Genomic DNA, 12,369 nt, shown 5'->3' with positions numbered 1-12,369 from the left:
CCCCCGAGCACCCCACAGCCCCGAAAACTGCTTGCAAATTTCAAGCAACATTCGCCACCACACCGACCGCCGACACCGACCGGGCAACACCCCGAAAAAAGCTTGCAAATTTCAAGCACAATTCACCCCCACTCGTCCCCAAACACCCCAATGTCCGTACCCCTCCTTAATCTGTAAATGTCAGGTTCACAACACACCAAACGAAAGGAACCAACAACATGGGAATGGATGTCTTTGGAAAGGCTCCGGCGTCTGAGGTCGGGGAGTACTTCCGGAACAACGTGTGGTGGTGGCGTCCGCTGGCGGATTACATCCTGAACGTGCACCCGGATCTTGCGTCGGGTTGCACCGAGTGGCACAGCAACAGCGCTGATGGCCTGGATGCGGCCGAGTCGGTCGCCCTGGCCGATGCACTCGACGCCGATCTCTCCGCCGGCGCCGTGGACGCCTACCAGGCGGCGTACGCCGCCGAGGTCGCCGCTCTCCCCCGCGAGGCCTGCGATCTGTGCGACAGCACGGGCCTACGCACCGACCAGATCGGCAAGCAGCACAGCTACGACAAGCCGCGCGACCCGGCAACCGGGCTCGGTGGCTGTAACGGCTGCGCCGGTGAAGGCACGCGCGCACCGTGGGCGGCGAGCTATCCGTTCAGCACGGAGAACGTGCGGGAGTTCGCCGCGTTCGTCCGTGCCTCGGGCGGATTCGAGATCTGCTGACCACCCCGGCGGCCGTCGCCTCGTTCGGGCGGCGGCCGCCGGCACCACGGCCCCGGATCACCAATGTCTGAGGCTCCGCCTAGTCTGTAAATGTCAGGTTCACAACACATCGAATGAAAGGAACCAGAATGACTGAGAAGAAGGTTTTGAAGGCCGAGGGAGTCGGCGAGCTGATCGGTGGGGTGACCGCGCTGCTGGGATTCATGCCCGCGCACTCGTTGGTCATCGCACCGTTTGTGGGACACCGAGCGCTTTCGGCGCTGAGGATGGATCTCCACACGGATCCTGAGGCTCGCGCCGCGATGGTTGCCACGGCGATGGGAGTCACCTGCCGAGTGAACGGGGTGACGGGATTCGCGGCGATCGTCTACACGGACGGCACCGAAGCCGAGCACCAGCCGCTGGCGTCAGATCTGATGCTGGCGGCGGAGTTCATCGGACTCGAAGTTGTCGAGTTGGCGTACGTCACGCCGACCGGCTGGGGAGGATTCTTCGAGGGCTCGGAGCGGCCGTTGGACTCTCTGCCCGCACTGCCCGGGCCGGATCTGATCAAGGACGGCGATCAGAGCACCGGCGCCTCGCTCCCCGTCGTGGATGAGTCGCTGCGGATGAAGATCCTCGCCGCCTCGCTCCCCGACGTGACGACGGTTGATCTCAATGCGCTGTTCGAGGAGGTTCTCACCTGGGATCCTCAGGCGCTGGAGGCACCGAAGGCGGCTCTGCTGGCCGGGGTTATATCCCTGCCGATGTTCCGCGATGCCGCCCTCGTCCAGTGGGCAACAAACGCGGCATTCGGCAAAGAGGGTTTGGCCGCACAGCGCGCATTCGCGGACGGCACCCCCGTCCCGGATCACATCGGCGACGTGTTGCTGGGGAAGGCTCCCCGGCCTCAGATCGGCCGCCTGAAGGCCGCCTTGGCGGTGTGCCGTGTGCTGGCCGCGCACACACCGGCCGCGGATCGTGCGGCCCTGCTGACGGCCTGCACGTGGCTGTCATGGGCGATGGGCAACTCGACTCACGCGACGTTCTACGTGGATCTGGCTCAGAAGGCCGATCCGTCGCTGAGCATGGCGCACCTGCTGGCCGAAGTACTCAACGTCGGGATGCTCCCCGACTGGGTATTCACGGCCTGATCACCACGGTGGCCCCGGAACCCCGGGGCCACCCCAACAACACGAAGGGATCCCACCATGGGACAGTTCACCAACATCACCATCAAGAACGCACCGGCCATCACCATCGAGCAGCTGGAGCACATCACCGAAGACCACCTCAACGACTCGTCGGTCTGGACGGAAGACAACGGCGACCGGCGCATCGAGGGATCCTCGAAATGGTCACCGGAAGAGTTCATCAGCCGCATCGTCACTCTCGCCGAGCCGTTCCCGGAGGCGACCGTCGTGGTCGATGAGGAATGGGACACCCGCGACGCCGACGAACCCGGTACTACTACCAGAAGACCGTGCCGTTATACTTCACGCCGTGGGGCGGACGGGCGGACCCGTCGATCACACTGGACAACCTGGTCGGCCCGGACGGGCTCAACAACCCGGCCGGCGTCGCCACAGAAGAGCTGGCGCAGCTACTCGACAAGTCGCGGTCGGAGTCGGATCCCGAGGCGCGCGCCGAACTCCTGCGAGAGACCTCGCGCGAGATCATGGACGACTCTCGCATGATCCCGATCGCCTCGCCAGCGATCGCGATCGCCTTCCGCCCGTACGTCGTCGGCTACGAGCCGCCGCTCACCGCTCACCGGTTCGACTTCCTCGGTGTGGGGGTGACCGACGACCTGGGGTGAGGTCGCTTGCACTGATGACACGGCGCCCGAAGCATCTCGCTTCGGGCGCCGTGTGACCTGTCGTGCTGCTAGGGCGTGTCTGACAAAGGTTGAGGGGATCGGTTGAGACGCTGGAGCGGTGACGCGGTTTCGGTTGCTTACGGATGCTCAGTGGTCTCTGATCGATGGGATGTTGCCGAGGCCGACGGGTCGCCCGGGTCGGAAGTTCTCGGACGCGCGGACGATGCTGGAAGGGATCATTTACCGGTATCGGTGCGGGATCGCGTGGCGCGATCTTCCTGCAGTGTTCGGCCCGTGGCAGACCGTGTGGACCTGGCATCGCAGGCTCGCGACCGAAGGCACCTGGGACTCGATCGTGCAGTCGCTGATCGCGCAGGCCGACGCCGAGGGGCTGGTGGACTGGTCGGTATCGGTGGATTCGACGATCACGCGGGCGCATCAGCACGCGACGAACACGAGTCGCCCCACAGGGGGCTGTATCGAATTACACGAATCCGGGCGTCGAGCCGCCTGATCATGCTATCGGCCGCTCCCGGGGCGGCCTGTCGACGAAGATCCACCAGCTCGTTGACGGGAAGGGGCTGCCGCTGGTCACGGTGATCACCCCCGGACAGGCCGGTGATTCGCCGATGCTGCTGCCCTTGCTGGATCAGCTTCGCGTGGGTCGCCCCGTCGGTCGCCCTCGCACCCGCCCGGACGCGGTCCGGGGCGACAAGGCGTACTCGTCCCGCGCGATCCGGTCACGCTTGCGGGGGCGTGGGATCAAAGCCGTGATCCCCGAGCCCCGCGACCAGCAGGGGCACCGGAAGCGTCGCGGTTCACGAGGCGGAAGGCCTGTCGGGCTCGACACCGACGACTACAAGAACCGCAACGTGATCGAACGCCGGTTCTGCCACGCCAAGCAATGGCGAGGCCTCGCGACCCGCTACGACAAACACGCGATCACCTACCGCGCCGCCGTCCTCATCCACGCCGCCATCGCCTGGACCAGAACGCTGTCAGACGCACCCTAGCCGGCTGGCCCTGAGTCCGATGAGACGTCGCACAACCGAAGGGATACGAGGCGGTCGCCCTGTCATGGTTCACTCGGCGGCGCGCCGGGCGCCGCCTGGCGGAGCCGCCCTCTCAGCGGACGGGTTCGTCGGCGTGCCGGACGTCGTCCGACGACGCATCCCCGGCTTCCGTCGCCGCCCCGTGGATCGGATGGCTTCGCTCGAGCGCGGCGCCCTCGACGTCGACGTTCGGGAGGATCCGATCGAGCCAGCGCGGCAGCCACCACGCCTTCTCGCCGAGCAGGTGCATGAGCGCGGGGATCAGCAACAGCCGCACCACGAACGCATCGAACAGCACGCCGATCGCGAGGCCGAAGCCGAGCGGTCGCACGAGCGCCAGGTGCGAGAAGATGAACCCGCCGAACACCGACACCATGATGATGGCCGCCGCGGTGACCACCGCTCGCCCGTTCCGTAGCCCGGCGACAACCGCCGTCCGGGCCGGCACCCCGTGCACGAACGCCTCTCGCATTCCGGTCACCAGGAAGAGCTGGTAATCCATCGCGAGACCGAACAGCACGCCGATGAGGATGATCGGTGCGAAGTTCAGCACCGGTCCGGGGGTGTGGACGCCGAACACCGGCCCGAGCCATCCCCACTGGTAGATCGCCACCACGGCTCCGAGTGCGGCGAACAGCGACAGCACGAACCCGGCTGTCGCGATCAGCGGCACGAGGATCGAGCGGAACACCAGCACGAGGATGAGCAGCGACAGCCCCACGACCAGCGCGAGGTACACCGGCAGCACGCCGGCGAGTTTCTCGGAGATGTCGATGTTGCCGCTGGCCTGGCCTGCCACCCCGAGCTCGATGTCTCCGATCGGCGAGAGCTCGCGCAGGTCGTGCACGAGCTGCTCGGTCGATTCGGTGGACGGTCCGCCGATCGGCACGACCTGGAAGGCGAGGAAGTCGCGGTCCTCGGACACTCCGACCGGCGCGACCGCGACCACGCCGCCCTGCTCGAGCAGCTGACCGGCTAGGTCGGCCTGTACCGCGACGACGTCGTCCTCATCGATCGGGGCCGGCAGCGCGGCGGTGACGAGCAGCGGTCCGTTCTGGCCGGCTCCGAATGCCTCGGCCGCGGACGTGTAGGCCCGGTACTGGCTGGAGTCGACGGGCTCGGATGACCCGTCGGGCATGCCGAGCCGCATGGAGAGCGCCGGGATCGCGATGATGAGCAGCGCGCCGACGGCGAGTGCGGCGCGCGCGAACGCACGCGAGGTCTTCATGGGCTTCAGCTCGGGGCGAGCGTGCGATTCGTGGCCGATCTGGCCGCGAGCCCGCCGATTGACGATCCGGAGGCCGATGATCCCGAGCATCGCAGGCGTCAGGGTCACCGACAGGAGTACCGCGACCAGCACGCATCCGGCCGCGACCGTTCCCATGACGCCGACGAAGGGGATGCCGGTCACGTTCAGGGCGAGCAGTGCGACGAGCACCGTCGAGCCTGCGAAGACCACGGCGTTGCCCGACGTGCCGTTCGCGAGGGCGATGGATTCGTGCACGTCGACACCGGCGAGCACTTGCCGTCGATGGCGGTTGATGATGAACAGCGCGTAGTCGATGCCCACGGCCAGTCCGAGCATCATGCCGAGCACGGGGGTGGCCGACGACATGTCCACGACGCCCGAGAAGGCCAGCGACCCGGCGACGCCGACGCCGACGCCGACGAGTGATGAGACGATCGGCAGCAGCGCCGGCAGCAGCGCGCGGAACATGATGACGAGCGTGAGCAGCGCGAGCGCGACGCCGACGATCTCGCCGATGCCGATGAGTCCCTCGACCGCGGTGGCGATCGTCGCCGAGTAGTAGTCGACCTGCACCCCGTCGATTTCGGCCTGGTCGAGTTCGTCCGAGACCGCTTCCACGACCTCGGACGGGACGGAGAACACGTCGTCCTCGAACATCACCACGCCGATCGCAGTGGCACCGTCCTCGGACACGGTTCGGATCTCCGAGGCGGCATCCATGAGCACCCGCGCGTCATCGAGCTGAGCGCGCTGCTCGGCGAGTTCGCCGGCACCGGCGTCCAGCTCGCCGCGGCGATCCTCGAGCTGAGCGGCACCGGCATCGAGCTCGGCCTGCTGCGCGGCGAACTGCGCCGCTGCGAGCGCGTACGTCCCCGCGGACTTCGCTTCAGCGATGGCCGCGTCGAGTTGCGCCTGAGCGGCCTCGAGCTGGGTTCGCGCAGCCTCGATCTGAGTGGAGCCCTCGTCGAGCTGGCGCTGCGCTTCGTCGAGCTGGGCCGCGCCGGCTTCGAGCTGCTGCTCCTGTTCGGCGCGATCGGACGTCGCGACGAAGGGGTCGACCACATCGGCCACGCCGTCGATTCCGTCGATCTCGGCCAACATCGCGGAGATATCCCCCTGCTGGGCCTCGGTGAAGTCGGATCCGTCCTCCGTCCGGAACACGATGGTGCCGGTTCCGCCCCCGAGTTCCCCCAGTTCTTCGGTGAGCCGCTCGGTGACGCGCTCGGTCTCGGTGCCCGGGATGCTCATGCTCGACGTCAGCGTGCCGCCGAAGGAGACGAAGGCTCCGACAGCCAGGGCGAGTGCGGCGATCCAACCGGCGACCACGGCCCACGGTCGGCGCGCGGCGAATCGTCCGACACGGTAGAGGAGTTCTGCCACGCGAGAGGCCTTTCATGAGGAGACGAGACGAGGGCGCACCTACGAGCCACCACCGAGGATAGCCGACATTTGTCGGAAATCGGAGCGGCTGGGTTCTGCGTGGCGTCTCCCCATCCCGCTGGCACAATCGACGCATGGATGCCCGCGTCGTCCGCACCCGACGGTCCCTGCAGGAGTCGCTGTTCGCCTTGGCTCGCGAGCGGCCGCTCGAGGAACTCACCGTCGCCGACATCGTGCAGCGGGCAGGAGTGAATCGGAGCAGCTTCTATCAGCATTACGCCGACAAGGACACCCTTCTCGCCGATGCCATCGACACGGCGGTCGAGCAGGCAGGGACCTTCCTGCCTGAAACGATCACCGCACCGGACGGCCCGCAACGCGCGCTCCTCGCCTACCTGCGACACATCGACGAGCATGTGGCGGTCTATCAGCGCGTGCTCGGACGCCACGGCTCGGCCGCGGTGGCGTTCAGGTTGCGTGATCGCATCGAGGCCGTTGCCCGCGAGGGCCTCGGGCGAATGGGCACGCACGCATTCGAAGGGATCCCCCTCGACGTCGTCAGTGCCGGCATCGCCGGCTCAGCACTCGGCGTCATCGAGGCGTGGCTCGCGCGCGACCCCCGACCGCGAGTCGAGACCGCTGCGGACTGGGTATGGCGTGTGCTCGTCGGCGTCGGCGATGCAATGGAGGAGGGGCGCTGACGGTACGCCCCGTCCACAGCCGGCTAGGGTGCGTCTGACAGCGTTCTGGTCCAGGCGATGGCGGCGTGGATGAGGACGGCGGCGCGGTAGGTGATCGCGTGTTTGTCGTAGCGGGTCGCGAGGCCTCGCCATTGCTTGGCGTGGCAGAACCGGCGTTCGATCACGTTGCGGTTCTTGTAGTCGTCGGTGTCGAGCCCGACAGGCCTTCCGCCTCGTGAACCGCGACGCTTCCGGTGCCCCTGCTGGTCGCGGGGCTCGGGGATCACGGCTTTGATCCCACGCCCCCGCAAGCGTGACCGGATCGCGCGGGACGAGTACGCCTTGTCGCCCCAGACCGCGTCCGGGCGGGTGCGAGGGCGACCGACGGGGCGACCCACGCGAAGCTGATCCAGCAAGGGCAGCAGCATCGGCGAATCACCGGCCTGTCCGGGGGTGATCACCGTGACCAGCGGCAGCCCCTTCCCGTCAACGAGCTGGTGGATCTTCGTCGACAGGCCGCCCCGGGAGCGGCCGATAGCATGATCAGGCGGCTCGACGCCCGGATTCGTGTAATTCGATACAGCCCCCTGTGGGGCGACTCTAATTCGATACAGCCCCCTGTGGGGCGACTCGTGTTCGTCGCGTGCTGATGCGCCCGCGTGATCGTCGAATCCACCGATACCGACCAGTCCACCAGCCCCTCGGCGTCGGCCTGCGCGATCAGCGACTGCACGATCGAGTCCCAGGTGCCTTCGGTCGCGAGCCTGCGATGCCAGGTCCACACGGTCTGCCACGGGCCGAACACTGCAGGAAGATCGCGCCACGCGATCCCGCACCGATACCGGTAAATGATCCCTTCCAGCATCGTCCGCGCGTCCGAGAACTTCCGACCCGGGCGACCCGTCGGCCTCGGCAACATCCCATCGATCAGAGACCACTGAGCATCCGTAAGCAACCGAAACCGCGTCACCGCTCCAGCGTCTCAACCGATCCCCTCAACCTTTGTCAGACACGCCCTAGTGCGCAGCGGGGGTATGGGTGCTGCTGGGGAATACCGCCGGGCGCTTCTCGCGCATCGCCGTGACACCTTCCTGCGCGTCGGGCGAGAAGAACCCCATCTTCTCCACCGCGAGGGAGTAGTCGAACGCGGTCAGCCCTCCCAGGCGCAGCCACTGGTTCAGCGCGCGCTTGGATAGTCCGAGCGCCTGCTGCGACCCGTCAGCGAGGCGACGCGCGAGCCCCATGGCGGTGTCGAGGACCTCGTCGCGAGGAACGGCTCGCGTGACTAGGCCGATCTCGGCGGCCGTTCGTCCGTCGAGCATCTCTCCGGTGAGTAGATAGTACTTGGCGCGGGACAGACCGCACAGCAGCGGCCAGATCATCGCGCTGTGGTCGCCGGCGGCGACGCCGAGCTTCACGTGGCCGTCTCCGAGTCGGGCGTCCTCGGCGATGATAGAGATGTCGGACATGATCGCGACGGCGAGCCCGGCTCCTACGGCGGCGCCGTTGATCGCCGAGACGATCACTTTGTCGCAGTTAACCATCCCGTACACGAGATCGCGGGCCTCCCAGGTCACTGTGTCGTTGTAGCGCTCTTCATTGGCGAGCGACATGCGGTGCTTCAGCATCGACAGATCGGCTCCCGCCGAGAACGCCTTCTCCCCCGCGCCGGTCACGACGATCACGTTCACCCGGGGGTCGCGACCGAGATCGCGCCAAATCTCGACCAACTCCTGATGCAGTCGGTGATTCACCGAGTTGTACTGCTCGGGGCGGTTAATCGTGACGATCGCGACGCGGTCGTCGATGTCCACCAAGAGATGCTGATACGCGGAGCCGTAATCGACTTCTTCATTGCCAAGCACCATTGCCATTCCTCTCCTAGGTTTAGAAATATTGTACTAGTTATCTAATTTATGTCACTGCGCACGAACCGGTCGAACCTGTCCGCTTCGGCTACCAACTCGCGTGCCTGCTCGGCGACGCGGACGCCGAGCGGCGTTGCCCGCAGGATCCGGCCGTTCTTCTCGAACAGCTGCGCGCCCAACCGGCGCTGCAGCTGATTCATCTGCCGAGACACCTGAGCGGTGCTGTACCCGCACGAGCGTGCGCCGGCGACGAAGGACCCGCTGTCGACTACAGCCACCAGGGTACGCAGGATCCGCAAACTCACCATCGTTGCTCCTCCCTAGCGTCCCGACACGGATCCGAACAGGCGCGCGATCGGGGCGAGCACGAGCGGGCGAGCCGCGACCAACGCTGCGAGCATCACGGCCGTCGCGGCGACGAAGATCCAGAACCCCGTCCAGTTGACGGCGTCCTGTGCCGCGTACATGTGGTTGAGATTGCGCAACGCTCCGGTCGCGAATACGAGCACGACGTGGACGAAGATGAACGCGACGAAGTAGATCATCACCGGGAAGTGCACCGCGCGGGCCCACTCCACCGGGTACACCCTGCTCAGACGGACGGCCATCGTCGGCCACAGTCCTGACATCCGGACACCCGTAATCACCGCCAGCGGGGCCGCGACGAACACCGTGGTGAAGTATGCCAGCTGCTGCAACGAGTTGTAGTTGACCCAACCGTTGTCGGTCGGCCAGTCGAGCGAAGCGTATTGCAATGCAGCCGAGAAGGCGTGGGGAAACACCTCCCACGAGGTGGGCACGATCCTCATCCACTGCCCGGACACGAATAGCAGGACGAGGAAAACGACCCCGTTGAGCACCCATAGCGCGTCGAGCGACTGGTGGAACCACAGCCGCAGACTGATCTTACGACCTCGGTTCCAGCGCGGCGACCAGTATGCGGCGGGCTTCTGCTCCCGCCGCACCTGCAGGCCCGATCGGATGATGAGGACGATAAGGAACGCATTGAAGAAGTGCTGCCACCCGAGCCACGGCGGAAAGCCAACCGGCGCCCCCTCAGGCAGGTGGTACTCGCCGGGAAACGCGGCGAGGAACTCATTGCCCCACGTAGTTGACAGCAGCCAGCGCACGGCCAGCACGACCATCGCCGCGGTATAGACCAGCCCAATTCCCGCGACCACCACTGCTCCGGCCCACTGTGCCCGCGTGAACGAACCCACTCGTCGACGGTCGGGCTGCGGCGGTGCCGCGTCCCGACGTCGCGCGTACGCGTGCGCCGATATCCCCGGCCAGGCGGTAGGGGTGAAGTGGAGCATGGTCGCCGCCGCGGGGTCGCGGACGGCGACGGGCGTAGTCGTCCCCTTCGGCTCCGCGATCGGTTGCGGTACGACCTGGCGCTGCGCGGGCGCCGATTCCCGCGTGTTCCAGGGCGCTCCCCCTGGGATACGCGGGAGCCCGCGGCGCACAGTGGCTGACGGCTTCGCAGTCCCCGGTGCGGGCCGGTCCGGCACCTCGACGGGCGGGGCGACAGGTGCGGTGGACGGCCAGGGCTCGCCGCCCGCGATGCGCGGCAGTCCGCGGCGTACCGCGATCGCGTGGCTACGGTTCTGCTCCGCTTCGCTTCGCCGCGGCGCAGGGGTCGGCGAGTCGAGCCCGACGGTCGGTGAGTCAACTTCTGCGGTGGGCGCTGACGAGCCCTGGAGCCCACCGGGCGGTGGTGTATGGAGGGGCGCCTCGGTGGGCAGTCCCGGAGGCATCACCGTGCTAGGCGGCCATGGCTGCCCTCCTGGTGTGCGCGGAAGGCCGCGTCTGATCTCGAGCCGTTGCGTCGCCATCGCCTACTTCTTCGCCTCCAGGGCGTTGATCAGCTGCGGCACGACGGTGAACACGTCGCCGACGACGCCGAAGTCGGCGACGTCGAAGATTGGCGCATCGGCGTCCTTGTTGATCGCCACGATCGTCTTCGCCGTCTGCATCCCCGCCCGATGCTGAATCGCACCCGAGATGCCCAACGCGACGTACAACTGAGGCGACACCGACACGCCCGTCTGACCCACCTGCGCCGCATACGGGATGTACCCCGCATCCACTGCCGCACGCGATGCGCCCACCGCCGCCCCCAGCGCATCGGCCAGCTGCTCCACCAGAACGAACTTCTCCTGCGACCCGAGTCCTCGTCCACCCGACACAACCTTCGCGGCACCCCGTAACTCGGGGCGCGACGACGCCACCATCGCCTCCTCGACCGAGGTGATCCTCGCGAGGCGACGAGCCGGCTTCCCCACCTCGAGCGTCTCGACGGCGGGGCTCGCGACCGCCTCGGCGCGGGCATCAACCGACCCCTGCCGGACGGTGATCACCAGCGCCCCCCAGGTCGCCGCGGATTGGGCGTTGTACGCGCCGCCGTACACGGAATGGTGGGCGACGACGCCTTGCGCATCCCTCGTCACTCCTACGGTGTCGACCGCGATCGCCGACCTCGAACGCGCGGCGTAGCGTCCCGCGGCCTCGCGGCCCTCCGCGGAGTGCGATACGAGGATCGCGTCGGGGGAAACTCGCTCGGCGGCGGCCGCGATCGTATCCGCGTTCGCCGCGACGGGTCCCTCACTCGGCGCCACGACGAATATGCTCGCGGCACCGAGTGCCGCGGCATCCGCCGCCAGATTGGCGTCGCCGACGACGACGGCGACCGGAGTACCCACCGAGGCCGCCGCGCCGAGGAGTTCGGCCGCCGAGGCGGCGAGTTCGCCCGAGGGCGTGGTGTCCAGGAGCACCAGGATCGAATCTTCTGCCAACGTCATCTCGGCTCCTTACGCGAGGCGGTTCTGTAAGAGGAACTCTGCGAGCTTCTCGCCGGCGTCGCCTTCGTCGACGATTTTTACCCCGGCGTCGCGCGGAGGCTTCTCGCTCAGCGCGATAATGATGGAGCGCGATCCGCCCGGATCATCGGCGTCGACGGCGAGGTCGGCGAGCGACAGCGTCTCAAACGGCTTCTTCTTCGCGGCCATGATCCCCTTGAAGTTCGGGAATCGCGCGTCGGGCAGTGCTTCGGTGATCGAGACGATAGCCGGCAAGGTCGCCGTCACGGTCATAGTCGCACCGTCGGAGGCGCGCGTGCCCGACACGTCGGTGTCGGTGATCTCCACCGAGCTGAGGTAGGTGGCGCCGGGCACGTCGAGGAGTTCGGCCACCATCGCCGGAAGGACGCCGCCCGCGCCGTCGGTGGACTGGTTGCCGCCAATCACCAGGTCGAAGCCGATGCGTCGGAGGGCGGCCGCGATCACCTCGGCGGTAAGCCCGAGGTCGGCGCCGAGGAGCGCCTCGTCGACGACCTGGACGGCGGAGGATGCCCCCATTGCGAGGGCCTTCCGGATGGTGGTGGAGGCCGTCTCCGGGCCCATCGACAGCACGATGACCTCGACGTCTGAGGCCTGGTCGGCGTAGGCGAGGGCTACCTCCAGCGACCGCTCTCCAATCTCGTCAAGGACGACCTCGCCCGCGCCTCTATCGGCCAGGCCGGTCTCGAGCGACAGCACACGATCCCCGTACGTGTCGGGGACCTCCTTGACCAGGACCACGATCTTCATCTCGTTCTCTCTCCTCTCTCCCACGCAGAGCGCAGCCGG

Annotated in this window: 11 protein-coding genes and 1 pseudogene; 5 read left to right on the top strand and 7 right to left on the bottom strand. The window is 67.2% G+C overall.

Annotated elements, in window-relative coordinates; translation table 11 throughout:
• The first annotated feature begins 218 nt into the window (after positions 1–218).
• The 4 genes from E0W80_RS15290 (at position 219) to E0W80_RS15275 (ending at position 3,527) form a co-directional block, all read left to right on the top strand.
• The gene (locus tag E0W80_RS15290; protein ID WP_131493753.1) at positions 219–716 is read left to right on the top strand and encodes a hypothetical protein; all 498 of its coding nucleotides are present in this window, start codon (positions 219–221) and stop codon (positions 714–716) included.
• A 128-nt stretch (positions 717–844) separates the two neighbouring features.
• Positions 845–1,849 carry a DUF4192 family protein gene (locus E0W80_RS15285; RefSeq protein ID WP_165875487.1) on the top strand — a complete coding sequence of 335 codons (1,005 nt, stop codon included), beginning with the start codon at positions 845–847 and terminating at the stop codon, positions 1,847–1,849.
• 281 nt (positions 1,850–2,130) lie between these two features.
• Positions 2,131–2,514: a hypothetical protein gene (locus E0W80_RS15280; RefSeq protein ID WP_131493749.1), complete on the top strand. Its 384-nt coding sequence runs from the start codon at positions 2,131–2,133 to the stop codon at positions 2,512–2,514.
• Between the two features lie 118 nt (positions 2,515–2,632).
• Positions 2,633–3,527 (top strand): IS5 family transposase gene (locus E0W80_RS15275; RefSeq protein ID WP_102209980.1). Its coding sequence is split into 2 segments (ribosomal slippage): positions 2,633–2,983 and positions 2,985–3,527, totalling 894 coding nucleotides; the frame shifts between segments, so codons are not numbered across the junction.
• Between the two features lie 112 nt (positions 3,528–3,639).
• Here E0W80_RS15275 and E0W80_RS15270 read toward each other — a convergent pair.
• Positions 3,640–6,195, bottom strand: coding sequence for an MMPL family transporter (locus E0W80_RS15270; protein ID WP_061681791.1), 2,556 nt, complete (start codon positions 6,193–6,195; stop codon positions 3,640–3,642).
• Positions 6,196–6,329: 134 nt separating this feature from the next.
• Between E0W80_RS15270 and E0W80_RS15265 the strand changes: the two genes are divergently transcribed.
• The gene (locus tag E0W80_RS15265; RefSeq protein ID WP_061681787.1) at positions 6,330–6,896 is read left to right on the top strand and encodes a TetR/AcrR family transcriptional regulator; all 567 of its coding nucleotides are present in this window, start codon (positions 6,330–6,332) and stop codon (positions 6,894–6,896) included.
• 23 nt (positions 6,897–6,919) lie between these two features.
• On the opposite strand, the pseudogene E0W80_RS15260 reads toward E0W80_RS15265, so the two are convergent.
• The 6 genes and pseudogenes from E0W80_RS15260 to E0W80_RS15235 all read right to left on the bottom strand — a co-directional run bounded on the left by E0W80_RS15260 (position 6,920) and on the right by E0W80_RS15235 (position 12,330).
• A pseudogene (locus E0W80_RS15260) lies at positions 6,920–7,845 on the bottom strand (IS5 family transposase).
• Between the two features lie 46 nt (positions 7,846–7,891).
• Positions 7,892–8,749 carry an enoyl-CoA hydratase/isomerase family protein gene (locus E0W80_RS15255; protein ID WP_205802372.1) on the bottom strand — a complete coding sequence of 286 codons (858 nt, stop codon included), beginning with the start codon at positions 8,747–8,749 and terminating at the stop codon, positions 7,892–7,894.
• Positions 8,750–8,784: 35 nt separating this feature from the next.
• Entirely contained in the window at positions 8,785–9,051 is a 267-nt protein-coding gene (locus tag E0W80_RS15250; protein WP_131493747.1) for a LysR family transcriptional regulator, read from the bottom strand.
• Positions 9,052–9,063: 12 nt separating this feature from the next.
• Positions 9,064–10,500, bottom strand: coding sequence for a cytochrome b/b6 domain-containing protein (locus E0W80_RS15245; RefSeq protein WP_240740554.1), 1,437 nt, complete (start codon positions 10,498–10,500; stop codon positions 9,064–9,066).
• A gap of 81 nt (positions 10,501–10,581) precedes the next feature.
• The gene (locus E0W80_RS15240; protein WP_131493743.1) at positions 10,582–11,544 is read right to left on the bottom strand and encodes an electron transfer flavoprotein subunit alpha/FixB family protein; all 963 of its coding nucleotides are present in this window, start codon (positions 11,542–11,544) and stop codon (positions 10,582–10,584) included.
• Between the two features lie 9 nt (positions 11,545–11,553).
• Positions 11,554–12,330, bottom strand: coding sequence for an electron transfer flavoprotein subunit beta/FixA family protein (locus E0W80_RS15235; RefSeq protein WP_131493741.1), 777 nt, complete (start codon positions 12,328–12,330; stop codon positions 11,554–11,556).
• Positions 12,331–12,369: the final 39 nt, after the last annotated feature.

The sequence above is a fragment of the Microbacterium sp. PI-1 genome (assembly GCF_004337555.1).
GTDB classification, from domain to species: domain Bacteria; phylum Actinomycetota; class Actinomycetes; order Actinomycetales; family Microbacteriaceae; genus Microbacterium; species Microbacterium aurugineum.
This window is presented reverse-complemented; position numbering and strand designations above follow the sequence as displayed.

Coding starts and splice junctions, on each gene's coding strand:
- E0W80_RS15290 (WP_131493753.1), top strand. CDS start 219: ATGGGAATGGATGTCTTTGGAAAGGCTCCGGCGTCTGAGGTCGGGGAG.
- E0W80_RS15285 (WP_165875487.1), top strand. CDS start 845: ATGACTGAGAAGAAGGTTTTGAAGGCCGAGGGAGTCGGCGAGCTGATC.
- E0W80_RS15280 (WP_131493749.1), top strand. CDS start 2,131: ATGGGACACCCGCGACGCCGACGAACCCGGTACTACTACCAGAAGACC.
- E0W80_RS15265 (WP_061681787.1), top strand. CDS start 6,330: ATGGATGCCCGCGTCGTCCGCACCCGACGGTCCCTGCAGGAGTCGCTG.
- E0W80_RS15255 (WP_205802372.1), bottom strand. CDS start 8,749: ATGGCAATGGTGCTTGGCAATGAAGAAGTCGATTACGGCTCCGCGTAT.
- E0W80_RS15250 (WP_131493747.1), bottom strand. CDS start 9,051: ATGGTGAGTTTGCGGATCCTGCGTACCCTGGTGGCTGTAGTCGACAGC.
- E0W80_RS15245 (WP_240740554.1), bottom strand. CDS start 10,500: ATGCCTCCGGGACTGCCCACCGAGGCGCCCCTCCATACACCACCGCCC.
- E0W80_RS15240 (WP_131493743.1), bottom strand. CDS start 11,544: ATGACGTTGGCAGAAGATTCGATCCTGGTGCTCCTGGACACCACGCCC.
- E0W80_RS15235 (WP_131493741.1), bottom strand. CDS start 12,330: ATGAAGATCGTGGTCCTGGTCAAGGAGGTCCCCGACACGTACGGGGAT.